This window comes from Pseudoalteromonas sp. DL2-H2.2 (assembly GCF_021532535.1).
Taxonomy (GTDB): Bacteria; Pseudomonadota; Gammaproteobacteria; order Enterobacterales; family Alteromonadaceae; genus Pseudoalteromonas; species Pseudoalteromonas rubra_A.
Map to the genome: position 1 here is coordinate 118,663 of NZ_JAKGBD010000009.1, position 23,791 is coordinate 142,453.

Consider the following 23,791-nt stretch of genomic DNA (forward strand, 5'->3'; position numbering starts at 1 on the left):
ATGAGATTTGCTTTTGCGTCACTGCACAAAATTCTCTAAAATAACCGCGCATTTATGTCTTTCATAAGCGCGGTTATTTTGTATCTCACTTTTAATTTGGCCCGGAAATTATGACTATCAATCGAAAACCTGTTTTTAGACGCGTTCTTCTTAAACTTAGCGGCGAAGCTTTGATGGGAGATGAAGGCTTTGGAATCGATCCTAAAGTATTGGATCGTATGGCCCAAGAAATAAAAGAACTTGTAGAACTCGACGTAGAAGTGGGTTTGGTTATCGGCGGCGGTAACTTCTTACGTGGCGGCTCTTTGGCCGAAGCCGGTATGAACCGCGTAGTGGGTGACCACATGGGGATGCTGGCAACTGTGATGAATGGTCTGGCGATGCGTGATGCACTGCACAGAGCGTTTGTGAATGCCCGCCTGATGTCTGCCATTCCACTCAATGGCGTATGTGATGCATACAACTGGGCAGAAGCAATTAGCTTGCTGAAATCAGGTCGCGTTGTGATCTTCTCAGCAGGTACTGGTAATCCGTTCTTCACCACAGATTCAGCAGCGTGTCTGCGCGGTATTGAAATTGAAGCCGATACGGTGATCAAGGCCACTAAAGTAGATGGCGTATTTAGTGATGATCCGGTGAAAAATCCAGATGCAGAATTACACCGTCACCTGACGTACAATGAAGTGATTGAAAGAGAATTAAAGGTTATGGACCTGGCGGCATTTACCCTGGCTCGTGACCACAACATGCCTTTGAGCGTATTCAACATGAACAAACCAGGCGCGCTAAAGCGTGTTATCATGGGTGAAGAAGAAGGCACTTTAATCAGTACACAACCAGCTGCGGAGTAAGGGCCTAGGCTAACAGCCTTGGCAAAACAGTAATTAAACTCGCCAGCTGAGTCCGATTAATACAGTAAAGAATAGGATAGCACTGTGATTGATGATATTAAAAAAGATGCGCAAGAGCGCATGACAAAAAGTGTAGCTGCGCTGGCAAGCCAGCTGTCTAAAATCCGTACTGGCCGTGCACACCCGGCATTACTTGACGGTATTTCAGTATCTTACTACGGTGCTGATACGCCTCTGAACCAGGTTGCTAACGTGACTGTAGAAGACTCTCGTACTCTGGCAATCAGCGTATTCGACAAGTCTCTGGCACAAGCGGTAGAAAAGGCCATCATGGCATCTGATTTGGGCCTTAACCCAATGTCTGCGGGCACGGTTATCCGTGTACCACTTCCTCCGCTAACGGAAGAGCGTCGTAAAGACCTTATCAAGATCGTACGTGGCGAAGTTGAAAGCGGCCGTGTTGCGGTTCGTAACATTCGTCGTGACGCCAACGGTGACGTAAAATCACTGCTGAAGGATAAAGAGATTTCTGAGGACGAAGCACGTCAGGCAGAAGACGAGATCCAGAAGCTAACTGATAAGTTTATCAAAGAGATGGACACTCAGCTGAGCGCTAAAGAAGCCGAGCTGATGGAAATCTAAGCAACCACAAATTTATTAGGTTTGCAGCGCCGTCTAAGGTATACTAGACGGCGTTTTTTTTTACTTAAATAGGCATTATGATTTTAACCGCTGACGCAATTTCACAGCAATCTCTGCCCAAACATGTCGCTATCATTATGGATGGAAATGGCCGCTGGGCCCAGGCGCGCAAGCGTCCCCGCGCATACGGACATAAAAAAGGGGTAGATTCAGTTCGCAGTGCTGTGCAGTTTTGCTCTAAGCTAGGGATAGAGTCATTGACGTTGTTCGCTTTCAGTAGTGAAAACTGGCGTCGTCCTGAGGACGAAGTCAGCACTTTGATGGAGTTATTCCTGTTTGTATTGAGTAAAGAAGTTAAAAAGCTCCACAAGAATAATGTGAAGCTGACAATCATTGGTGACATCTCGCGTTTTCCTGCCGGGTTACAGCAAAAAGTTGCCGATGCAGAACAATTGACCGAGCATAACTCGGGGCTAAGGTTGAACATCGCGGCCAATTATGGCGGTCGCTGGGACATCATGCAGGCAGCCCAGTCTCTGGCTGAACAGGTGGCTGATGGCGCCATTGCGGCGAGCGACATTACTGAAGAAGCGATTTCATCGCAGCTAACCATGGCGGATCAAAGCCCGCTTGATCTATTGATCCGTACCGGTGGAGATTACCGCATTAGTAATTTCCTACTGTGGCAGGCAGCGTATGCTGAGCTCTACTTTACCGAAACATTATGGCCCGATTTTAATGAAGAAGCGTTTTCAGAGGCGCTGGCCTGTTATGTGTCCAGAGAACGACGTTTCGGTTGTACCGGCGAACAAATAAAACAATTACTCGCCGAGCGCAAAACAACAAGTTGAAGGTATAAAATTTGTTAAAACAACGTGTTATGACGTCGGTGGTGCTGGCGCCACTGGCTTTACTATTGGTGTTTTTTACACCGCTGAATCTGTTTAGCGTGATCGCAGGCGGCATTATCTTACTGGGCGCCTGGGAATGGGCCGCATTTATTGGTTTGACTGACCGCGTGCACAAAGGCGTGTACGTTGCCATGATGGCCGCCGTTCTGGCTGGTCTGCACATGCACTGGCCGATCACTGAGTTATGGCACCAGGGCCGCCTGGTCGCTGATGCAAATTATGTCTTTACACTGGCCGCCGCCTGGTGGCTGGTTGCAACCATCCTGGTTATGAATTACCCGCGTATGGCCAGAGCTTGGAACGACGGAATGATCATGCGTACTATCGCCGGATTTCTCACGCTTATTCCACTTTGGCTGGCACTCAATGTGCTGCGCAGTGCAGAGTATCATCAGGCAGAGCAATATGGCTCAGTGTTAATCATGGTGGTGCTGGGTATTGTCTGGAGTGCAGACATCGGCGCGTACTTTGCTGGTAAGAATTTTGGCAAACACAAATTAATGCCCAATGTTAGCCCCAATAAAACCATTGAAGGCTTGATTGGCGGTTTACTGACGTCTGTCGTGTTTGTGGTCATCTTTTGTTATTGCAGCGATGTGGATCAGCACCAGTGGCTCCTGTATGCCGGGCTGACTGTTGTGATTGCCTTATTTTCTGCGATTGGCGATCTGCTCGAAAGCATGTTCAAGCGCGAAGCCGGTTTAAAAGATTCCGGTAAATGCCTGCCAGGACATGGCGGCATTCTCGACCGTATCGACAGCTTAACGGCTGCCGCGCCGATTTTTGCTCTGCTGTACGCCTGGACGGTAACCTTATGAGTGACAAACAAAACCTGGTTATTTTAGGGTCTACAGGCTCTATTGGTACATCAACGCTGGACGTTGTTAAGCGAAATCAAACGCGATATCAGGTTTTTGCGCTGGTTGCCGGGCGCAACGTGGCGCGGGTTGTTGAGCAGGCGCTAAAGCACCAGCCTCGTTATGTTGTTATGGGAGCTGAGGACGCTGCCAAAGAAGTAAGCGAAGCACTCAACAGCCAACAGACTGAAGTGCTCAGCGGCACTCAGGCCATGTGTGATATGGCGGCTCACCCCGACGTCGACATTGTGATGTCGGCCATTGTCGGTGCAGCGGGATTGTTGCCAACATTGGCGGCGGTCGAGCAGGGCAAAAAGGTCTTGCTTGCTAATAAAGAATCTCTGGTCATGTCAGGTCAGCTATTTATGGATAAAGTAAAGCGCCACGGTGCCACTTTGCTGCCCATAGACAGCGAACACAATGCCATCTTTCAGTGTTTACCTGATGCTTTGCAAAAGGGCACTAGCACGGCCCTTGATGCACAAGGGATACGTAAAATCCTGCTAACCGGCTCCGGTGGACCCTTTTTAAACCGCGATATTGATACGCTGGCGGATGTGACAGTGGCTGAGGCTGTCGCACACCCTAACTGGTCGATGGGCCAGAAAATTTCGGTGGATTCTGCCACCATGATGAACAAAGGGTTGGAATTTGTCGAAGCAAAGTGGCTGTTTCATTGCCAGGCCGACGACATAGACGTGGTCATCCATCCGCAAAGTATGATCCATTCTATGGTGCAGTACATCGATGGTTCGGTGATAGCGCAAATGGGCCAACCCGATATGCGCACACCCATTGCCTATGGTCTGGCTTACCCTGAGCGCATTGAAGCGGGCGTAAGGCCGCTCGACTTTGCCGATATTGTTGACTTCACCTTTACCAAGCCTGATTTCAACCGTTATCCCAACTTAAAGCTGGCAATTGATGCCTGCCGTAGTGGTCAATCTGCAACAACCACATTGAATGCGGCAAACGAAATTGCGGTCGCGGCCTTTTTAAACGAGCAAATCGGTTTTTGCGACATTTACCGCATAAACGCCGAAGTGCTTGAACGTTGCCACCTGGAGCCTTTACACTCTGTGGACGCGATTATGGCACAGGATGCGCAAGCCCGCAGACTGGCCAGGGAACTGATCACTAAGTAGGAGTCATTATGTTGGAATTTTTCTGGAACCTGGGTTCTTTCATCGTCGCGCTGGGGATCTTGGTGGCCGTACATGAATATGGCCATTTTTGGGTTGCCAGAAAAGCCGGCGTTAAAGTGCTGCGTTTTTCCATCGGGTTTGGTAAACCCCTGTTCCGTTGGTATGACAAGCTGGGCACTGAATACGTCATTGCCGCCATTCCGCTGGGTGGGTATGTTCGCATGTTAGATGAACGTGTCGACGGCGTACCCGCTTCAGAGCAACACCTCTCGTTTAACAACAAGCCTGTACTGTCCAGAATCGCCATTGCAGCAGCCGGACCCCTTGCTAACTTCTTATTCGCTATTTTGGTGCTCGCGGTGATGTACATGGTTGGGGTGCAAAATGCCAAGCCGATCGTCGGCGGTGTAGCCGAAAACAGCATCGCTGCTCAGGCGCAGGTGCAGCCGGGCGATCACATTATCAGTGTTGATGAGCAGCTTGTGCAGTCCTGGCAGGAGGTCACCTTTGCGCTGATGAGCGGCCTGGGTGAATCTGAAATCATACTCAAAGTACAAGACAGCAAAGGGCAACTGGCACTGCGCCAGCTCGACACTCGACAGTGGCGACTGGACGAGCAGGACGTCCCGCCGTTGACCTCGGTTGGCGTTCAACCCTACCGTCCGGACCTTAAACTGGAAATTGCGCAGGTCGCTAAAGGCTCTGCCGCTGAAGAGGCTGGGTTGGCCAACGGCGACAAGCTGCTGCGTTATAACAATGAAGCACTGCACTCCTGGGAGCAATTCGTTCAGCTGGTACAAACCTCAGCGCAACAACGCAGTCATTTAGTGGTGCAAAGAGCGGGCGAAGAGGTTGATCTTTACCCGACGCCTCAGGGCCGTGAAGATAATAACGGCATTCTTATCGGCTATCTGGGCGTGGTACCGGTGCTTGAGCCCTGGCCAGAAGGGTATATTGAAACTAGACAATACGGGGTGTTCGATAGTATCGTGCTGGGCATTAAAAAGACCTACGACTTAACGGCGCTCAGTTTTGAGATGATTGGTAATTTATTGACCGGTCAGGTATCGGTCAAAAATCTCAGTGGGCCGGTTGGTATTGCCGTTGGGGCCGGAAATAGTGTCAGTTACGGGTTTGTCGCATTTTTAGGCTTTTTGGCTTTAATCAGCGTCAACCTGGGGGTTTTTAACCTTTTACCCCTGCCGGTCTTAGATGGCGGGCACTTAATGTATTACTTTATTGAACTTATTCGCAAAAAACCGGTCTCTGAAAAGACACAAGAGTTAGGCTACAAGGTGGGTGCAGTTGTGCTCCTGGCGCTAACTTGTTTTGCACTACTTAACGATGTATCGAGGCTTTAGGCCGCAAGGTGCGATAGCAATTGAGGCGCACTGTTCGCCGTAAGCTGTAAAGGATAAAGATAATAAAATGCCTATAAAAAAACATTTAGCTGTAACGAGTTTACTGGGCGCGAGCTTTGCTGCTCTGGGGCAAAACTCCTTTATCGTAGAAGATTTGAAAGTTGAAGGCCTGCAGCGCGTTGCGCTGGGCGCGGCGTTAACACATATTCCTATCAACGTGGGTGATCAAGTTGATGACTACACGGTGTCAAAGACAATTAAGGCGCTGTTTGCGTCTGGTCACTTCGACGATATCGCTGCATACCGTGATGGCAATCAGGTTATATTCAAAGTTAAAGAGCGTCCGACCATTGCCTCAATCGAATTTGATGGTAACAAAGACATCAAAGATGAGCAGTTACAGGAAAGCTTAGATCAGCAAAATATCCGTACTGGTGAAACGCTCGACAGAACGGTTATTGACAGTGTCGAAAAAGGCCTGATCGAGTTCTTTCATAGTATCGGTAAATACAATGCCAAAATTGAGATGAGCATTGTTGAGTTACCGCGTAACCGGGTTCGCTTAAAGCTGGACTTTAAAGAGGGTGATGCGGCATCGGTCAGGCAAATTAACCTGGTTGGTAACGAGCTATTCTCCGATGAAGAATTATTGAAGCTGGTTGAGTCGCAACAAGACTTACCCTGGTGGAAGTTCCTGTCGAGCGACCGTTATCAGAAGCAAACTATTGAGGGCGATCTGGAAAAGATCCGCAGTTACTACCTTGACCGTGGCTACCTGCGCTTCAACATAGATTCAACTCAGGTGTCAGTGAGCCCGGAGCGTGAGTCTGTCTATGTTACTGCCAACCTGACAGAAGGCGAGCAGTATATGGTGAAAGACTTCGAATTCATTGGCGACCTGCTTGGTCGTGAAGAACTGATCCGCAGCGTGGTGCCACTGAAAAGCGGCGAGCTATACAATGGCTCAATCGTCACGGCCACCGAAGAATTCATCAAAAGCTACCTCGCACGTTTTGGTTATGCCAATGCAGAGGTGCGCACCGTGCCTGACATTGATGACGAAAACAAAGAGGTAAAACTCACCCTGGCAGTTGACCCGGGCAAGCGTGTTTACGTGCGCCGTATTGCGGTTAATGGTAACCAGGTTACTGCCGACCACGTAGTGCGTCGTGAAATGACGCAGCTCGAAGGTGCCTGGTTGTCTAACCAGAGCCTGGAGCGCTCTAAACTCCAGATCCAGCGTCTGCCGTATATGGAAACCGTTGATTTTGAAGTGAAGCCTATTCCTGGCGTTGACGACCAGGTTGATGTTGACTTCAAGGTGAAAGAGCAGCCTGCGGGAAGCTTCCAGGCCGGTGTCGCCTATGGCTCTTACGGCGGCCTGCAATTTAACGTTGGGGTCAGTGAGTCTAACTTCCTGGGTACCGGTAACCAGCTGGCGTTTAACATTAATACGGGTCGCGGCTCGAAGCGCTACACGGTATCTTATACCAACCCTTATTTCACGCCGGATGGCGTGTCACAGGGTAGCAGCATCTTCTACAGCGACTTTGACGGCAGCAAGCTGGGCCTGATCGATTACGACCAGACCAACTATGGTATTGGCACCAATTTCGGTTTCCCAATCGATGCGGTTAACCGCATTAACTTTGGTGTACGCTGGATTGAAGAAGAGCTTGATCGTATCCCGGATTACGAGCAATCTCGGGTGATGCGCTTGGCCTTTACCGATCCGGATAACCCGGATGCAGGGTTCGACTTCACCAAGTACGAGCTGAGCGTAGGCTGGTCACGGATCACGGTTAACCGTGGTATGTTCCCGACAGACGGTTCTCGTCAGAGCGCGACTTTCAGAGTGACAACGCCAAACTCAGACTTGAACTTCTTCAAAGTAAACTACGATTCACGTTTCTACTGGCCTGTGAGTAACGATCACCGCTGGGTGTTCTCAGCCCGCGCGGGACTTGCTTATGGTAATGGCTACGGCGAAATCAACGGCTTTGAACAAACCTTGCCATTCCAGGAGTTCTATCGCATTACCGAGATGGAATTGCGTGGCTTTGACCGTAATACCATTTTGCCACGAGCATTGCAGCGTTCACCTGCTTCAATCGGCGGCACGCCGCTGCCGGATGGCACAATACCAGGTTCGATAGGTGGTGATCCGCAGTTTGATAACCTGATCCAGGGTGGTCGTATCGGTGGTAACGCAAAAGCGCTGGCAGGTGTTGAAATGATTGTTCCGACGCCATTCCTGGATGAGGAAAATACCAGTTCGGTGCGTACCAGCTTCTTCGTTGATGCTGCGAACGTCTGGGATACCGAGTTCGATGCCGACCGCTATACGAACTTGTCACCAGATGTATATAAAACATTGTCAGACTACTCAGATCCAAGCCGATTCAGAGTGTCTACTGGCTTATCTGTGCAATGGATCTCGCCAATGGGACCTATGCTGATCAGCTTTGCCTACCCACTGAAAAAAGAAGAAGATGATGAAACAGACTTCATCAGCTTTAACATAAGTAATACTTTCTAAGGAGCTAATTGTGAAAAAACTATTCAAAACTTCGGCCATGGCGCTGATGGCAACACTCATGATGGGGGCTTCTGCGTCTGCTTTTGCACACAAAGTTGGTCTAATCGACATGCAAAGCATTTACTCACAATTGCCACAAATGGCTAAAATTGAGCAAACGCTAAAGTCAGAGTTCGCAGAACGTCGTCAAGAATTAGAAAAACTACAAGGTGACATTCGTTTCGAAGCTGAAAAGTTTAAGCGTGAGAGCGCAACTATGAGCGAAGAGCAACAAACTGCATTGCGTAAGAAAATTCAGGGCATGCAGCAAGAGCTGGCTGAAAAGGGTCGTCCTTTAGAGCAAGAAATCAAAACGCGTCAAAATCAGGAACTGGCAAAAGTACAGAAACTGATCGTTGATGCCATTGAAGAAGTTGCCAAAAAAGGAAAATACGACGAAGTTCGTGTAAAAGAAACGACAATTTACTTCAACCCTGATAAAGTTTCTGACCTGTCTGATAAAATTGTTGAAGTAGTCAGTAAAAAGTAATGACCAAACACTACACTTTGTCGCAGTTGGCTGACGCTGTGGGCGCCGATTTACAGGGCGATCCGGCTCAGCCAATTGAGAAAATTGCCACCTTGCTTAATGCAGGTGGCCAGGACATCGCGTTCCTGGCAAACAAAAAATACCGCAGCCAGCTTGCCGCCACGCAAGCAGGGGCAGTAATACTGGCCCCCTCAGAGGCTGAACACTTCCCGGGTAACAAGCTAATCTGTGACAACCCTTACGTCGCGTACGCCAAGCTTGCACAATATATGGATACCACGCCTGATTCAGCGCAGGGAATTCACGAGCGTGCTTCAGTCCATGAGTCGGTGAAACTCGGTGACAATGTCAGCATTGGCGCGAATGCTGTGATAGAAGCAGGCGTAGAGCTTGGCGATGATGTGCAGATAGGGCCAGGTTGTTTTGTTGGTAAACATACCCGTATTGGCGCTAAAACTAAGCTCTGGGCCAATGTGACCATTTACCATGAAGTGGTTATCGGCGAGTCGTGTTTATTTCAGTCCGGCGCCGTGATCGGTAGCGATGGCTTTGGCTATGCAAACGAAGGCGGAGAATGGGTTAAAATTCCTCAGCTTGGTAGCGTCATTATTGGTAACCGCGTAGAAGTCGGGGCAAGCACGACGATAGATCGTGGTGCGCTGGATGACACGGTGATCCACGATAATGTGATTTTGGATAACCAGATTCAAATCGCACACAATGTTGAGATTGGTTACGGTACCGCCATCGCCGGGTGTAGCGTAATGGCCGGTAGTGTAAAAATCGGCAAATATTGCCAAATTGGCGGTATGGTGGCTGTCAACGGACACAATGAAGTGTGTGACGGAGTCGTCATTACAGGCATGAGCATGGTGACCAAAGGGATCTCCGAGCCGGGGATTTACTCATCAGGTATGCCACACACCACAAACAAAGAGTGGCGTAAAAACATTGCTCATCTGCGTAATCTTTCGGATTTTAAAGCGCGATTGAAAGCGCTGGAAAGCCTCACTGAACAGCTTAAACATACTGATAACTAAAGGATGTTATTTTGGCCAACGAATTAAATAGCTTTGATATTCAAGAAATCCTCAAGCTACTGCCACATCGTTACCCGATGCTGCTGGTAGACAAGGTCATTGATTATAAGCCTGGCGAATACTTACATGCAGTCAAAAATGTGACTGCCAACGAGCCTATTTTTACAGGCCACTTTCCTGATCAGCCTATTTTCCCTGGCGTGATGATTTTAGAAGCCATGGCTCAGGCGACTGGCCTGCTTGGCTTTAAGACCGTCGAGAATCGCGGTGATAATGAACTATACTTGTTTGCAGCGATAGATAATGCGCGCTTCAAACAGCCGGTCGTGCCGGGCGATACTATGCATTTACATGTTGAATTTGTGAAAGAGCGCCGCAATATCTGGAAATTTTCCGGTGTTGCAAAGGTCGACGGCAAGGTCGTGTGTAGCGCTGAACTAATGTGTGCAAGAAGAGAGTTTTAAGCGTGATCCATCCTACTGCAATTATTGAGTCAGGTGCTCAACTGGGCGAAAACGTATCAGTTGGTCCCTATAGCTATATCGGCAATGATGTTGTTATTGGAGACAACTGTAAAATAGAATCTCACGTCGTGATCAAAGGACCCAGCGTGATTGGTTCTGGTAACCATATTTTTCAGTTCGCATCAGTCGGCGAAGCCTGCCAAGATAAAAAGTACAAGGATGAACCAACCAAGCTGGTAATTGGTGACAACAATATTATCCGCGAATGCGCCACCATCCACCGTGGTACCATTCAGGATAAAGGCATCACTCAGATCGGCAGCAATAACTTGTTTATGGCGTACACCCATGTTGCGCACGATGCTGTCATCGGCAACAACGTGATTTTCGCTAACAATGCGAGTGTGGCCGGGCATGTACATGTCGGCGACTTTGTGATTTTAGCCGGTAATTCGGGTGTCCATCAGTTCTGTAAAATCGGTGCTCATGCCTTTGTTGGCATGTACAGCGGTGTGAATCAGGACGTACCGCCATTTGTAACAACCACTGGTACGCCTGCGCGACCTGCTGCGATAAACACAGAAGGGTTAAAGCGCCGTGGCTATGAATCGGATGAGATCATGGCCATTCGTCGAGCTTATAAGACTTTGTTCCGTAAAGGTCTGAAGCTGGATGAAGCGCTGGAAGTCATGCGCGAAGATGCCGCAAAGTTTGCCGGTGTTCAGGACATGATTGACTTTATTGCGACCTCAGAAAGAGGACTGGTACGTTAATTTTTGATAACGGCCGATAACCTTTCTACATCGCATATCTGTATCTGATATACTAACGCCATACAGCCTGTATGGCGTTTTTTTATTCTAAAATGAATCACATGGCCAACGAAAAAGAAATTACGATAGGGATTGTTGCCGGCGAGCTGTCTGGCGACATCTTAGGTGCAGGGCTTATCCATGCACTGCGCGAACATTATCCTAATGCCCGATTTATCGGTATTGCCGGTCCAAAGATGCTGGCCGCCGGATGCGAAACCTTATTCGATATGGAAGAGCTGGCTGTGATGGGCCTGGTAGAAGTATTTGGACGGCTGCCGCGCCTACTGAAGATCCGCAAACAACTGGTCGAGCATTTTATCGCGCATAAACCGGATATTTACATCGGTATTGATGCGCCCGACTTCAACCTGCGCGTAGAAAAACCACTTAAAGCGGCCGGCATTAAAACCGTCCAGTATGTCAGTCCGTCAGTCTGGGCCTGGCGACAAAAACGCATTTTTAAAATCGCAGAAGCCACCAACCTGGTGTTATCCCTGCTGCCATTCGAAAAAGCTTTTTACGATAAACACGAAGTGCCGTGCACCTTTGTCGGTCATACACTGGCGGATGAAATCCCGCTGGATGTGGATGTGTCAGCCGCACGCGCGCAATTGGGCCTGAAAGACTCAGATATTGTGCTGGCTTTGTTGCCAGGCAGTCGCGGCTCCGAAGTAAGCCAGCTTAGTGAAACCTATTTACTGACGGCCAAAGCGCTGGCCGATAAGATCCCCAACCTGAAAATTCTTGTGCCTCTGGTGAATGAAAAGCGCAAAGCGCAATTTCAGGCTATCCAGGCCCAGGTTGCCCCTGAGCTGAGAACCATTTTACTCGATGGCCAGTCCTCGCTGGCGATGACGGCGGCAACAGCCGTTTTGCTCGCCTCGGGCACCGCAACACTGGAGGCCATGCTGTATAAAAAGCCAATGGTGGTCGGTTATAAGCTCAAGCCACTCAGTTATTGGATTTTCAATACCTTTTTTACCTTCAACATTAAGCACTTTTCTTTGCCAAATCTGTTGGCAGATGAAGCCCTGGTTGAAGAGTTTTTACAACAGGATTGTAACCCCGATGCACTCACAGATGCATTGCTACCTTTGCTGAAAGGAGACAACTCAGCGCTTATCCAACGTTTTTATGATATTCACCAGAATATTCGCCGTGACGCCAGCAAACAGGCGGCACAGGCTGTAGTGGAGTTAATAGATGCAAATTGAACGTCCTGATGTGCAGTATATTGCAGGCGTAGATGAAGTAGGCCGTGGCCCTTTAGTGGGCGACGTGGTCACAGCGGCGGTGATCCTGGATCCGGCCAACCCGATAGAAGGGCTGACGGATTCCAAAAAACTTACCGAGAAAAAGCGCTTACTGCTGGCTGAAGAGATCAAACAAAAAGCACTGTGCTACCACGTGGCACGTGCTACGGTGAGCGAAATTGATGAGCTGAATATCCTGCATGCCACTATGCTGGCCATGACGCGCGCGGTAGAAGGCTTGGCAGTGAAAGCCGAGTTTGTATTTGTTGACGGCAATCGCTTGCCCGAACTGAGCGTGCCTGCTCAGGCGGTGGTTAAAGGCGACAGCCTGGTCGCTGAGATCAGTGCTGCCTCTATCCTGGCAAAAGTGACCCGCGATCAGGAAATGCTGGAGCTGGATAAGCAGTATCCACAATATGGTTTTGCGGGCCACAAAGGCTACCCGACCAAAGCACATTTTGCAGCGCTCAGCGAACACGGCGCAACCCCGCATCACAGAACCAGTTTCAAACCGGTACAGCGTATTCTGGCGGAGAAACCTTAGTTATGGCAGCACCTGAGTTTGTTCATTTAAGAGTACACAGCGACTTTTCTATGGTCGACGGGCTGGCAAAAACCAAGCCCATCGTGGCGCGCGCCGCCGAGCTGGGCATGCCCGCATTTGCCATCACCGATCAGATGAACTTATGTGGCCTGGTGCGCTTTTACGGCGCGGCCCACGGCGCGGGTATTAAACCTCTGGTCGGGGCCGATTTCTGGCTTAAGAGCGATCAGTTTCCGGACGAGCCCAGCCGCATAGTGGTGCTGGCCAAAAACAACGAAGGGTATAAAAACCTTACCTTACTGATCTCCGAGGCCTATTTACGGGGTCACGTATTTCATCGTCCCGTGATAGACAGAGCGTGGCTGGCCAAATACAAAGAAGGCCTGATCTTATTGTCCGGTGCCAAAGACGGCGACGTGGGCAAAGCGCTTTTAAAGGGCAATCCGCAACTGATTACAGACACGGTGGAGTTCTACGAAACCCACTTTGCCGATCATTATTATCTTGAACTACACCGCACCGGGCGTGAGCAGGAAGAGGAATACCTGCATGCGGCGGTCGCGCTGGCGACAGAAAGAGGCTTGCCGGTTGTGGCAACTAACGAAGTGGTGTTCCTCCATGAACATGACTTCGAACCCCACGAAATTCGTGTGGCCATCCACGACGGCTACACGCTGGAAGATAAAAACCGTCCCAGACGCTTCTCCAAAGAGCAGTACCTGAAAACCCCTGAACAAATGCAGGAGTTATTCAGTGATATTCCGGAAGCGCTGCAAAACACGGTCGAGATTGCCAAGCGCTGTAACGTCACCGTTCAGCTAGGCACGTACTTCCTGCCAGATTATCCGACCGGCGATTTAAAAATCGAAGACTTCCTGGTGAAGGTGTCCCGTGATGGTCTGGAAGAGCGTTTACAGTTCCTATTCCCGGACGATGCTGAGCGTGCAGAGAAACGCGGTCCGTATGATGAGCGTCTGCAAATTGAGCTCGACGTAATCAACCAGATGGGATTCCCGGGCTACTTTTTGATCGTAATGGAGTTCATCCAGTGGAGTAAGGATAACGATATTCCGGTAGGACCGGGCCGGGGTTCCGGTGCGGGCTCACTGGTGGCATATGCGTTAAAGATCACCGATCTGGACCCGCTGGAATTTGACCTGCTATTCGAACGTTTCCTTAACCCGGAACGTGTCTCGATGCCCGACTTCGACGTCGACTTCTGTATGGACCGCCGGGATGAAGTAATCGACCACGTATCTAAACTGTATGGTCGTCAGGCGGTATCCCAGATCATCACCTTTGGTACCATGGCGGCTAAGGCGGTAATCCGGGATGTAGGCCGGGTGCTTGGTCACCCTTATGGTTTTGTCGACCGCATTTCTAAGCTCGTCCCGGGCGATCCGGGTATGACCCTGGCCAAAGCCTTTGAGGTTGAGCCGCGTCTGCCTGAAGTGTACGACGGCGACGAAGAAGTCCGAGAGCTGATAGATAAGTGTCGTATTCTCGAAGGCTGTAACCGTAACGCCGGTAAGCACGCCGGGGGCGTGGTTATCTCGCCTACCAGCATTACCGACTTTGCCGCGCTATATTGCGATGAAGAAGGTAAGTTTCCGGTTACCCAGTTTGATAAAAACGACGTTGAAACAGCCGGTCTGGTTAAATTCGACTTCCTGGGTCTGCGTACACTGACCATCTTGCAGTGGGCGCTCGATATGACCAACGAGCGACTGGCGCGTGATGGCATTGAGCCGGTCGATATAGCGGCCATCCCACTAGACGATCCGGCCAGCTTCGAAGTGCTGCTCAGAGCCGAAACCACCGCTGTATTCCAGCTGGAATCGCGCGGGATGAAAGATTTGATCCGTCGTCTTAAGCCGGACTGCTTCGAAGATATGATCGCACTGGTTGCTTTGTTCCGTCCGGGTCCGCTGCAATCGGGGATGGTAGATAACTTTATCGACCGTAAGCATGGTCGCGAAGAGATCTCATATCCGGATGCGCAATACCAGCACGACAGCCTGCAACCAATCCTGGAGCCCACTTACGGGATCATCCTATACCAGGAGCAGGTAATGCAGATAGCCCAGGTCCTGGCGGGATACAGCCTGGGTGGCGCAGACTTGCTGCGTCGGGCCATGGGTAAGAAAAAGCCCGAGGAAATGGCCAAGCAGCGTAGTACCTTTGAAGACGGTGCCAGAGACAACGGCGTTGACGGCGAACTGGCAATGAAGATCTTCGATCTGGTAGAGAAGTTCGCGGGTTATGGCTTTAACAAGTCACACTCTGCTGCTTATGCACTGGTATCGTATCAGACGCTGTGGATGAAAACCCATTATCCGGCCGAGTTTATGGCGGCGGTTATGTCGGCGGATATGGATAACACCGACAAAATCGTGACCCTGGTGGACGAATGCGAAAACATGAAGTTGAGGCTGTTGCCACCGGACGTCAACGCGGGCGTATATAAGTTTGCGGTAAACCGCCAGGGCGAAATCGTCTATGGTATCGGCGCCATCAAAGGCGTGGGTGAAGGCCCGGTTGAAGCCATTCTTGAAGCGCGTGAGCAGGGCGGTCCGTTTAAAGACTTATTCGATTTTTGTGCCCGGGTTGACCTTAAACGCCTGAACCGCCGGGTGATTGAGAAACTGATTTACGCAGGGGCGCTGGACCAGCTGGGTCCGGAAAAAAACCAGCCCGGGCGTGCCACCTTATTGGCCAGCCTGAAAGATGCCATGAAGTCTGCCGAGCAGCACCACAAGGCCGAGTCACTGGGGCAAAGTGATTTGTTTGGCTTGCTGGCCGTTGAGCCAGACGAAGTTGAGCAGGCATTTGTTAAAGCAATCCCGCTGTCGGATGATGAATGGTTACAGGGTGAAAAAGACACTCTGGGCTTATATCTGACCGGTCACCCGATAAATCAGTACAGAAAAGAATTAAAAAATTACACTTCGGGTCGTCTAGTAGAATTACAGCCGACAAATCGCGATGTGCAATCGACGGCTGCCGGGTTGGTTATCAATGCAAGAGTGCTGGTCAACAAAAAAGGCAAACGCTGGGGCCTGATAACTTTAGATGACAAGAGCGCACGAATTGATGTACGCTTATTTCCTGAACAGTTCGAAATGTACCAAGATATGCTGCAAATGAACCAAATCTTGGTAATATCCGGACAGGTCAGCTTTGATAACTTCTCCGGCGGCATTACAATGACCGCCAGAGAAGTCTGTACCATATCTCAGGCCCGTGAAAAGCGGATCAGTGCGATAAAAATGACCTTGAATATGGTGCAAATTGACACGAACTTCATAGATAATCTGAAAAAAGTACTGGAACCGTACAAATTTGGTACGTGTCCGGTAAAAATCCAATATCAGCGCCCGGACGCGATAGCGGAAGTTACATTAGGTATGCAATGGTGTGTGACGCCCAGTGATGATCTCCTCAGACGATTATCCAAGATGGCGGCGCAGGAAATAGAACTAGAATTTAATTAAACAGGTAGTTTAGAGCATGAGCCTCAATTATCTTGAATTTGAGCTTCCAATTGCAGAATTAGAAGCAAAAATCAATGAATTACAAAACGTAAGCCGCTCTGGCAGTCTTGATCTCAGCCTTGAAGATGAGATCAGCCGCCTCAAGGAAAAAAGCGTAGAACAAACGAAAAAGATCTTCGACAACCTCGGTGCCTGGCAGGTATCTCAGTTGGCGCGTCATCCGCTTCGTCCTTATACACGCGATTACATCGAGCGTATTTTCACTGAATTTGACGAGTTTGCGGGCGACCGTACATTCGCAAACGACCCGGCTATTTTGGGCGGTGTTGCACGACTTGACGACAAACCAGTCATGGTTATCGGCCAGCAAAAAGGCCGCGACACAGCCGAAAAAATCAAACGCAACTTTGGTATGCCAAAGCCTGAAGGCTATCGTAAAGCCTTGCGTCTGATGGAAATGGCTGAGCGTTTTAAAATGCCAATCATCACCTTCATCGACACGCCGGGAGCTTATCCGGGCGTAGGCGCTGAAGAGCGTGGTCAGAGTGAAGCAATTGCTCGTAACCTTAAAGTAATGGCTGCACTGAAAGTGCCGACCATCTGTACCGTGATTGGTGAGGGTGGTTCTGGTGGTGCACTGGCCATTGGTGTGGGCGACCGCGTTAACATGCTTCAGTACAGCACCTACTCTGTTATCTCACCGGAAGGGTGTGCCTCTATCCTGTGGAAGAGTGCAGAAAAAGCCCCTCTGGCCGCAGAAGCCATGGGTGTATCAGCAGCACGAGTTAAAGAGCTGGATCTCATCAATACCATTATTGATGAGCCTATGGGTGGCGCACATCGTAACTACGACACGATGGCGAAAAACCTTAAAGCTCAGCTTAAGCGCGATCTGGGCGAACTGGAAGCACTGAGCACAGAAGAAATGCTGGAGCAACGTTACCAGCGTCTGATGTCATTTGGCTATTGCTAAGCTACTGTGACACAGCAAGACTGAAAAAAGCCGCATTGCGGCTTTTTTTGTACCTGCGAAATCGGGATAATACGGTCTAAGTACCGACAACATCCGAGATTATGACTCAGACCCCGCTTTATAAACGCTTTGCTGCCAGCCTGGATAACTTACTGGTTGATGAGCTAGCGCACGCTAAAACGCAGGCGGTAACGCGTACGGTAACGCATACGGTAACGCGTGGCCTCACAGTGGCGCTCTCCGGTGGGGTAGACTCTGTGGTGCTGCTGCACCTGTGCCGCCATTACGTTCAGCACAGTTCCCGGCTGGCGTTACAGGCGATTTATGTTGATCATGGTTTGTCGCCTAATTCACCAAAGTGGCAGGCGTTTTGCCAGGCACAATGTGAGGCGCTGGCCATCGACTTTACCCCGGTTTCGGTTAAGGTGGTGGCACAAAATCGTCAGAGCCTTGAAGCTCAGGCCCGTGCAGCACGTTACGAGGCACTGGACAAGCAGGCTTATCCGCATCATGCACTGGTGCTGGGGCAGCACGCGGACGATCAGGTTGAAACCTTTCTGCTGCGCCTCAAGCGAGGCTCTGGCCTTAAAGGGCTGGGCGCTATGCAGGCACGTACCAAGTTGCCATCCGGGCGGGTATGCCTGAGACCCTTGCTCACATCCCAGCGCGCAGACATAGAAGCGTTTGCCAAGACATTCGGCATTTCACACATAGAAGATGAATCTAACCTCAGCGACCGCTTTGACCGCAATTTTTTGCGTAACCAGATATTGCCCTTGTTAAAATCCCGTTTTACCGGCTTTGTTCCCAGCGTTATGCGTACCATTGAGCTGTTACAGGGGCAGCAGGCATTGCTGGATGAAATCACCCGGGCCGATCTTATGCACTGTCTGGATGAGCAAAGCTTGTCTGTTACTCGCCTTGCAGAGTTTGCGCCATTACGCCAGCAAAACCTGGTGCGTGCCTGGCTGGCTGAGCAGAGCGTTCAGATGCCGTCGCAAAAACAGCTGGATCAGATCCTGACACAGGCATTGACTGCCAAAGCGGACGCACAAATGGCTGTTACTTTGCCTGCCGGGCAGGTTAGGCGCTTCAGAGACAACTTATACTGGGTCTGTGAGCAGGCAGCCAGGCAGTCGCACAGCAATATCGCTCTGACGCCTGTGATGCTGGATGAAAGCACAACATTATGTGTTATTGAGGGCAAAGGGGTTCGCCCTCCAATGCAAGATGAACAGGTGTCGGTGCGCTTTAACTGCCTGAACGAAAAAGTTAAACCGCTTGGGCGTAGTGGCCGTAATACCCTCAAGCACTGGCTAAAAGATTATGGTGTCCCCACCTGGGAGCGCGGTCGTGTGCCGCTGATTTATTACAACAATGAATTAGTGCAGGTGGTGGGGTTTTTCGTCAATGAGGCGTATGCATCGTCTCAGGGACTCAATTGGAAGTTAGAAGATGCAAGAAACACACAAGATCGGTGAATCGCTGGCGAATAAAGCACTCTGGGCAGTGCTTGGCTGCGGTGCTTTGTTTTTTATTCTGGCAATGAATGGTGGCCTGAATATCGGTAATGTTGTGCTTAGCCTGAGTGTGGGCGGGCTGAGTGCGGCGCTGTTACTGGCTTACTGGCACGGCAAGGGCGGGAGCTTCTTTATTTTTGGCCTGGGTGCACCTATGCTTGCCATTATTTTCAGCGAACTGCCAGACTTTTTGTCACTGGCATGGGTGATCAACAGCTTCTTCGCGGGTTTTGCACTGCTACTGTTGCTGTATAAGCTGGTTTTTCTGCGTAAATAAGGACCATATCGCGTTAGGGGACGCAATATGGTCAGGCAGTTTGTCGTTTAGATTGTCCGGGCGCAGTCTCTGCCGGCGTCCTTAGCGCGATAAAGCCCCTTATCTGCCCGCGAGAAAATTTCGTTCGGGCAATCCTGGCTGGTTGCCAGCGTAAAGCCAATGCTGGTGGTAACATCATGGCTCTTCATGATGGTACAGCACCTGACAGACGCCATGATGCGCTCCGCAATCACTTTATTGGTGGTAAAGGCCGGATCGTCAATCAGGATCGCAAACTCATCGCCGCCAAAACGGAACACAGTGTCTGTTGCCCGCACGGATGACTCCAGAATACGCGCAAATTCAATTAAAACGTCGTCACCCATTTTATGGCCATACAGGTCGTTCACTTGCTTAAAGTTATCCAAGTCCAGCAGCATCAGGCTAAAATTGCAGTGATGACGGCGGCTGCGTTCCAGCTTTTTGGCCAAAAATTCATTAAACTGGCTGCGATTAGACAAGCCGGTCAGCGAATCTTTGGTGGCCAGCTTGAGTACCCGCTGATACATCAAGGCATTTCTGAGTGGATACAATAAGCAGGTATGCAGCTGGATAAGCCGTGCCTGCAACGCCTCACTCAGGCGATATTTACTAAAATACACAATCTGACCCAGATGCTGGTTGTTTAACTCCAGATCAAAAGTATACGGGCTCAGCTGGTTGTTACTTTGCTGCATCTGAAACACGCCTTCACTGGAGTGAAACTGCAATCCGGCGAGGTTGATAATGCGCTTAATATAGCCAGCAAAGATGTCGAGCAGTCCATTTACATCGAGCGTTGTTTGTAATTTTTCAGTCAGGCTCATTGGGTTTTCGGGGACGTGCGACATTTGCATTTGCGCGTTAAACGGCAAAAAATCCCCGCGCGTCGGTGCCCGCTGAGTCAAAATATGGACATTTTCCATCTAGTATTCCCCTAAAGTACAACATTCAGTCTGTTCTAAGCGAGTTTCATGCCAAAAATTTAAACTGGCTGAAAAACAGCTGCTTGCTATATTTAGTAGTGAATAAAAAATGCTCACCACTATTTTATTGACGCTTGGGAGGCGCTTTGCAGCAAAATTTTGCCGGGTTTTTAGGTGAGGATGTCACCAGTACGCTAGTTGCCGCCCTGGAGGGCCAGTTTGCCGGGTTGATAGCCTTATTGCTCTGTGCCGTGGCGCTGGTGTGGTCGTTTAAGCGGGTTGGGTTGCCGCCTATTCTGGCTTACTTGTTAACCGGCCTGCTGGCTGGCAGCTATGGCTTTGGCTGGATCAACAATAGCCATGAGATCCAACTGATAGCCGAGCTGGGCATTGTGTTTTTACTGTTTAGCCTGGGGTTGGAGTTTTCGATTCCCAAACTGATGGCAATGCGTAGCGTGGTATTTGGGCTCGGCAGCTTACAGGTGCTGGTCACCACCGTTGTACTGGCGGTGATCTTAAAGTACCTGGGTTTTAACTGGATTGAAGCCCTTATCATTGCCAGCCTGATAGCCTTGTCTTCCACAGCCGTTGTGGTGAAAGAGCTCAAAGAGCGGGGCATATTGAATATTCGCCGTGGTCAGCTGGCGGTGGGGGTTTTGCTGTTCCAGGACATTGCCGTGGTCCCGCTGCTGATCACCATTCCTTTATTAAGCCAGTCTGACAACCAGGTATTAGTCGGCGCGCTTATTCTTGCGCTCGCCAAAGGTGCGTTTGTTTGTATGTTGTTGTGGGCCATTGGCAAGTGGGTGTTGCCCAAAGTCTTTAACGAAGTGGCGATGGCCCGCACCGATGAGCTATTTGTACTGACCACTCTGGTGGTGGCGCTGTGTGCCGGAGCGCTGACCTATGCGTTTGGCCTTTCCATGGCGCTGGGCGCATTTCTGGCCGGAATGATGCTCGGCGAAAGCCAGTTCAGGCACCAGCTCGAAGCTGAGATACGGCCCTTTCGCGATATTCTGATGGGGCTGTTCTTTGTGACTGTGGGCACACAGCTCGATGTGTCGTATGTGATCCAGTCATTTATCTATATTGTGCTGGTTCTGGCGCTGCTGATTGTGCTAAAGCTGGCCATTATTTTCCTGCTGGCCCAGCTGATGGGCGAGCGCCGTAAAGACGCCTTTGCAGCCGGTGTGTTGCTGTGGCAAATGGGCGAATTTGGCTTTGTACTGGTGGCGCTGGCCGGCAAACACCAGTTGCTCAGTGCCGAAGTGGCCTCGTTCCTGATAGCGCTGGGGGTGTTGTCTATGGCATTAACCCCGTATTTGATCAGCGAAACAGACAGGCTGATCAAGCTGTTTGGTATCGACAGCGAAGGGCGCCCAGAGCCGCACGAGCAGGGCTTTATAGACTCCAGCAAGGTTAAAAACCACGTGGTGATCTTTGGTTATGCGCGGGTGGGGCAGACCATTGCGCGGTTTTTGCGCCCGGAAGCCATTCCCTATATTGCCGTAGAGCGTAACCCGGCCATTGTTCAGGAAGCGATAACCGCAGGAGAGCCCGTGGTGTTTGGCGATCCAACCCAGCAGGAAGTGCTGAAATCCGCCAATGTCAGTGAAGCCCGCCTGGTAATTGTGTCGCTCAATGACTTCGACAAAGCCCAGGCCGTGATAGATGCTGTGAAGCGCTTTGCGCCTGAAGTAAAAATTCTGGTGCGAATGAAGGACGATACCCACCTGGAGGCACTCAAAGAGCTCGGTGCCACAGAAGTTGTGCCCGAATCGCTGGAGGCCAGCCTGATGATGGTATCGCATGTTTTGTATATGTCTGGCGTGCCGATGCGCCGGATCCTCAAGCGGGTAAGCATTGAAAGACAAAACCGCTACGAATATTTACACGGCTTTTTCACGGGCGACAGCCAGGAAATGAAAGAATACGCGGGCGCAGACGGTGCCAGCTACAGCTCAGACAGGCTGGAGTATTTGCATGCTATTGCGCTGCCGGACGATGCCTTTGCGGTCGATAAGTCGATTGCTGAGCTGGACTTGGCACGTCATAAGGTGGTGGTAAAAGCACTGCGGCGCAACGGCGAAGAAATCTCTATGCCGGATGAAGAGATCACCTTATGTGCCAGCGATGTATTGCTGCTTAAGGGCAAGCCACGGCGGGTAGAGCGGGCCGAGCAATTCCTGCTAGACGGCCTGCCATAACGCAGGCCCACAGTTAATCGAGCTCCAGAAATGCCCGGATCTCATCCAGCCGGGCCAGTCCATCCTGATAACCATACTCTATCAGCTCACGGGTATAGGCTTTTTCGAACAACAGATAACTGGTTAAACTCGACGGAGAATGCCGTTTAACCCCGATAGAGCGCAGTAAGAGCTTAATGGCCAGCGGCAGTTCGTCGTAATAATGCAGCGCTAGTTCATTGAAATTATGTGTGGGGTTAACCACCAGGGTCTGGATGTGTTTAAGTTCTTTGTGCTTGTCTCTGGCGGGCAGTAATCCCACGGTGCGGTTAACCCGCTCCATGCGCTCCAGATCTGACTGTAACGTATCGCTGAACACGCTATCGAGTAAATGACCCGCAACCACCGACATACCCGGAAAGTGTGGCTCATAGCCAATGGGCGTAGGAATCTTGGGCTGCTCAACACCAATGACAAAAATTTTCTCGGCGCCTAGGTGGATTGAAGGGCTTAGTGGTGACAGCTGGTGGATAGAGCCATCGCCGTAATAATGGTGCCGGACCCGCACACTGGGAAATACCATGGGAATGGCACTGGAGGCCATCAGGTGGTCCAGCGTAATGTGATCGGGCACACCAATGCGCTTGGCGCGTTGCCAGGGGCGCGCATCTTTCGCCTGATAAAATGCCACCGATCGGCCGGTTGAGTAACTGGATACCGTCACCGACAGCGCATCCAGGTAGCCACGCTGAATGTGGCGGTCGATACGGGATAGATCAAGCACATCATTCAGCAGCTGGCGCAGTGGCGTGTTGTCCAGCAGGCTCGCGGGGGGCTGGTTGATATATTCAGCCTGAAAGCTGCGCATCATATTGCCGAGAATATGACCAAATGCCCCCACAAAGCCGCTCTCGTACACCATATCGGTATGAAAGTTCTTCCAGATTGACTCAATTTTGCGTATCGCCAGATGCATATTCGAGGCATAGCAGGCGAGGCCAGCGGAATTAATGGCGCCCGCCGATGTGCCATTAATAATGCGAAAGGGCAGCGGGGCGGTTCTGGGCAGGCTGTGTGCCAGCGCTTTCAACACCCCAACCTGGTAGGCTGCACGGGCCCCACCACCGGTTAGCAGCAGTGCCGAACGAGGACATGAACGCGAACTGTGATGCTTACTCATATGCTTCCTTAACCGCTTACAGGGTTTGGGTTGATTTGAGAATTATTTGCCAGTCACTACTGACTGGATAGTGTTACTATAACGATTTGTTTAACTTAGTAAAATAGCAATACATCGCGGCTTGTGAGCAAATTCATAGGCGATTCATATTGAGTCCATATGCTCACTAAGCACGAATTGGTATTGCACCTTGTCACGGATGCGATATCTTTTAATGGATACTCACCAATATTGGATGTATTTGTGAGTATACGCGTTTAAAGAGA

General features: G+C 50.3%; 20 protein-coding genes. 18 read left to right on the forward strand and 2 right to left on the reverse strand.

The window, feature by feature from the left end:
• Positions 1-110: 110 nt before the first annotated feature.
• The 17 genes from pyrH to L1285_RS15960 all read left to right on the forward strand — a co-directional run bounded on the left by pyrH (position 111) and on the right by L1285_RS15960 (position 19,215).
• On the forward strand, positions 111-851 hold the full coding sequence (pyrH, locus tag L1285_RS15880; RefSeq protein ID WP_010385750.1) for a UMP kinase: 741 nt from the start codon (positions 111-113) through the stop codon (positions 849-851).
• 84 nt (positions 852-935) lie between these two features.
• Positions 936-1,493 (forward strand): ribosome recycling factor, encoded by a 558-nt coding sequence (gene frr / locus L1285_RS15885; protein ID WP_235413155.1) that lies wholly within the window; start codon positions 936-938, stop codon positions 1,491-1,493.
• Between the two features lie 77 nt (positions 1,494-1,570).
• On the forward strand, positions 1,571-2,344 hold the full coding sequence (locus L1285_RS15890) for an isoprenyl transferase (RefSeq protein ID WP_046003870.1): 774 nt from the start codon (positions 1,571-1,573) through the stop codon (positions 2,342-2,344).
• Positions 2,345-2,355: 11 nt separating this feature from the next.
• Positions 2,356-3,222 carry a phosphatidate cytidylyltransferase gene (locus tag L1285_RS15895; protein ID WP_235413156.1) on the forward strand — a complete coding sequence of 289 codons (867 nt, stop codon included), beginning with the start codon at positions 2,356-2,358 and terminating at the stop codon, positions 3,220-3,222.
• Positions 3,219-4,406 (forward strand): 1-deoxy-D-xylulose-5-phosphate reductoisomerase, encoded by a 1,188-nt coding sequence (ispC, locus tag L1285_RS15900; protein WP_235413157.1) that lies wholly within the window; start codon positions 3,219-3,221, stop codon positions 4,404-4,406. Before L1285_RS15895 ends, ispC begins: the two co-directional genes overlap by 4 nt.
• Positions 4,407-4,414: 8 nt before the next feature.
• Complete coding sequence (gene rseP / locus L1285_RS15905) at positions 4,415-5,767, forward strand: sigma E protease regulator RseP (RefSeq protein ID WP_235413158.1); 1,353 nt, start codon at positions 4,415-4,417, stop codon at positions 5,765-5,767.
• A gap of 67 nt (positions 5,768-5,834) precedes the next feature.
• Positions 5,835-8,306, forward strand: coding sequence for an outer membrane protein assembly factor BamA (bamA, locus tag L1285_RS15910; protein WP_235413159.1), 2,472 nt, complete (start codon positions 5,835-5,837; stop codon positions 8,304-8,306).
• Between the two features lie 10 nt (positions 8,307-8,316).
• Complete coding sequence (locus L1285_RS15915; RefSeq protein WP_046003865.1) at positions 8,317-8,835, forward strand: OmpH family outer membrane protein; 519 nt, start codon at positions 8,317-8,319, stop codon at positions 8,833-8,835.
• The gene (lpxD, locus tag L1285_RS15920; protein WP_235413160.1) at positions 8,835-9,875 is read left to right on the forward strand and encodes a UDP-3-O-(3-hydroxymyristoyl)glucosamine N-acyltransferase; all 1,041 of its coding nucleotides are present in this window, start codon (positions 8,835-8,837) and stop codon (positions 9,873-9,875) included. The genes L1285_RS15915 and lpxD overlap by 1 nt, the downstream gene beginning before the upstream one ends.
• 11 nt (positions 9,876-9,886) lie before the next feature.
• A complete protein-coding gene (fabZ, locus tag L1285_RS15925; protein ID WP_046003863.1) occupies positions 9,887-10,339 on the forward strand; it encodes a 3-hydroxyacyl-ACP dehydratase FabZ in 453 nt (150 codons plus the stop codon).
• 2 nt (positions 10,340-10,341) lie between these two features.
• Positions 10,342-11,112 carry an acyl-ACP--UDP-N-acetylglucosamine O-acyltransferase gene (gene lpxA / locus L1285_RS15930; protein ID WP_046003862.1) on the forward strand — a complete coding sequence of 257 codons (771 nt, stop codon included), beginning with the start codon at positions 10,342-10,344 and terminating at the stop codon, positions 11,110-11,112.
• Positions 11,113-11,213: 101 nt separating this feature from the next.
• Positions 11,214-12,368 (forward strand): lipid-A-disaccharide synthase, encoded by a 1,155-nt coding sequence (lpxB, locus tag L1285_RS15935; RefSeq protein WP_442960510.1) that lies wholly within the window; start codon positions 11,214-11,216, stop codon positions 12,366-12,368.
• On the forward strand, positions 12,358-12,951 hold the full coding sequence (gene rnhB, locus L1285_RS15940) for a ribonuclease HII (RefSeq protein WP_235413161.1): 594 nt from the start codon (positions 12,358-12,360) through the stop codon (positions 12,949-12,951). The genes lpxB and rnhB overlap by 11 nt, the downstream gene beginning before the upstream one ends.
• A gap of 2 nt (positions 12,952-12,953) precedes the next feature.
• The gene (dnaE, locus tag L1285_RS15945; protein WP_235413162.1) at positions 12,954-16,445 is read left to right on the forward strand and encodes a DNA polymerase III subunit alpha; all 3,492 of its coding nucleotides are present in this window, start codon (positions 12,954-12,956) and stop codon (positions 16,443-16,445) included.
• Positions 16,446-16,461: 16 nt separating this feature from the next.
• Positions 16,462-17,418 carry an acetyl-CoA carboxylase carboxyl transferase subunit alpha gene (accA, locus tag L1285_RS15950; RefSeq protein WP_235413163.1) on the forward strand — a complete coding sequence of 319 codons (957 nt, stop codon included), beginning with the start codon at positions 16,462-16,464 and terminating at the stop codon, positions 17,416-17,418.
• A gap of 101 nt (positions 17,419-17,519) precedes the next feature.
• Positions 17,520-18,899, forward strand: coding sequence for a tRNA lysidine(34) synthetase TilS (gene tilS / locus L1285_RS15955; protein ID WP_235413164.1), 1,380 nt, complete (start codon positions 17,520-17,522; stop codon positions 18,897-18,899).
• Entirely contained in the window at positions 18,874-19,215 is a 342-nt protein-coding gene (locus tag L1285_RS15960; RefSeq protein WP_235413165.1) for a hypothetical protein, read from the forward strand. Before tilS ends, L1285_RS15960 begins: the two co-directional genes overlap by 26 nt.
• Positions 19,216-19,262: 47 nt before the next feature.
• Here L1285_RS15960 and L1285_RS15965 read toward each other — a convergent pair whose 3' ends face one another.
• Positions 19,263-20,159: a GGDEF domain-containing protein gene (locus tag L1285_RS15965; RefSeq protein WP_235413166.1), complete on the reverse strand. Its 897-nt coding sequence runs from the start codon at positions 20,157-20,159 to the stop codon at positions 19,263-19,265.
• Between the two features lie 206 nt (positions 20,160-20,365).
• On the opposite strand from L1285_RS15965, the gene L1285_RS15970 reads away from it, so the two are divergent.
• Positions 20,366-22,366, forward strand: coding sequence for a monovalent cation:proton antiporter family protein (locus tag L1285_RS15970; RefSeq protein ID WP_125783379.1), 2,001 nt, complete (start codon positions 20,366-20,368; stop codon positions 22,364-22,366).
• Positions 22,367-22,379: 13 nt separating this feature from the next.
• Here the strand turns inward: L1285_RS15970 and L1285_RS15975 are convergent, their stop codons facing one another.
• Positions 22,380-23,525, reverse strand: coding sequence for a patatin-like phospholipase family protein (locus L1285_RS15975; protein WP_235413167.1), 1,146 nt, complete (start codon positions 23,523-23,525; stop codon positions 22,380-22,382).
• Between the last annotated feature and the right edge of the window lie 266 nt (positions 23,526-23,791).

Coding starts and splice junctions, on each gene's coding strand:
- pyrH (WP_010385750.1), top strand. CDS start 111: ATGACTATCAATCGAAAACCTGTTTTTAGACGCGTTCTTCTTAAACTT.
- L1285_RS15890 (WP_046003870.1), top strand. CDS start 1,571: ATGATTTTAACCGCTGACGCAATTTCACAGCAATCTCTGCCCAAACAT.
- ispC (WP_235413157.1), top strand. CDS start 3,219: ATGAGTGACAAACAAAACCTGGTTATTTTAGGGTCTACAGGCTCTATT.
- rseP (WP_235413158.1), top strand. CDS start 4,415: ATGTTGGAATTTTTCTGGAACCTGGGTTCTTTCATCGTCGCGCTGGGG.
- bamA (WP_235413159.1), top strand. CDS start 5,835: ATGCCTATAAAAAAACATTTAGCTGTAACGAGTTTACTGGGCGCGAGC.
- lpxD (WP_235413160.1), top strand. CDS start 8,835: ATGACCAAACACTACACTTTGTCGCAGTTGGCTGACGCTGTGGGCGCC.
- lpxB (WP_442960510.1), top strand. CDS start 11,214: ATGGCCAACGAAAAAGAAATTACGATAGGGATTGTTGCCGGCGAGCTG.
- rnhB (WP_235413161.1), top strand. CDS start 12,358: ATGCAAATTGAACGTCCTGATGTGCAGTATATTGCAGGCGTAGATGAA.
- dnaE (WP_235413162.1), top strand. CDS start 12,954: ATGGCAGCACCTGAGTTTGTTCATTTAAGAGTACACAGCGACTTTTCT.
- accA (WP_235413163.1), top strand. CDS start 16,462: ATGAGCCTCAATTATCTTGAATTTGAGCTTCCAATTGCAGAATTAGAA.
- tilS (WP_235413164.1), top strand. CDS start 17,520: ATGACTCAGACCCCGCTTTATAAACGCTTTGCTGCCAGCCTGGATAAC.
- L1285_RS15960 (WP_235413165.1), top strand. CDS start 18,874: ATGCAAGAAACACACAAGATCGGTGAATCGCTGGCGAATAAAGCACTC.
- L1285_RS15965 (WP_235413166.1), bottom strand. CDS start 20,159: ATGGAAAATGTCCATATTTTGACTCAGCGGGCACCGACGCGCGGGGAT.
- L1285_RS15975 (WP_235413167.1), bottom strand. CDS start 23,525: ATGAGTAAGCATCACAGTTCGCGTTCATGTCCTCGTTCGGCACTGCTG.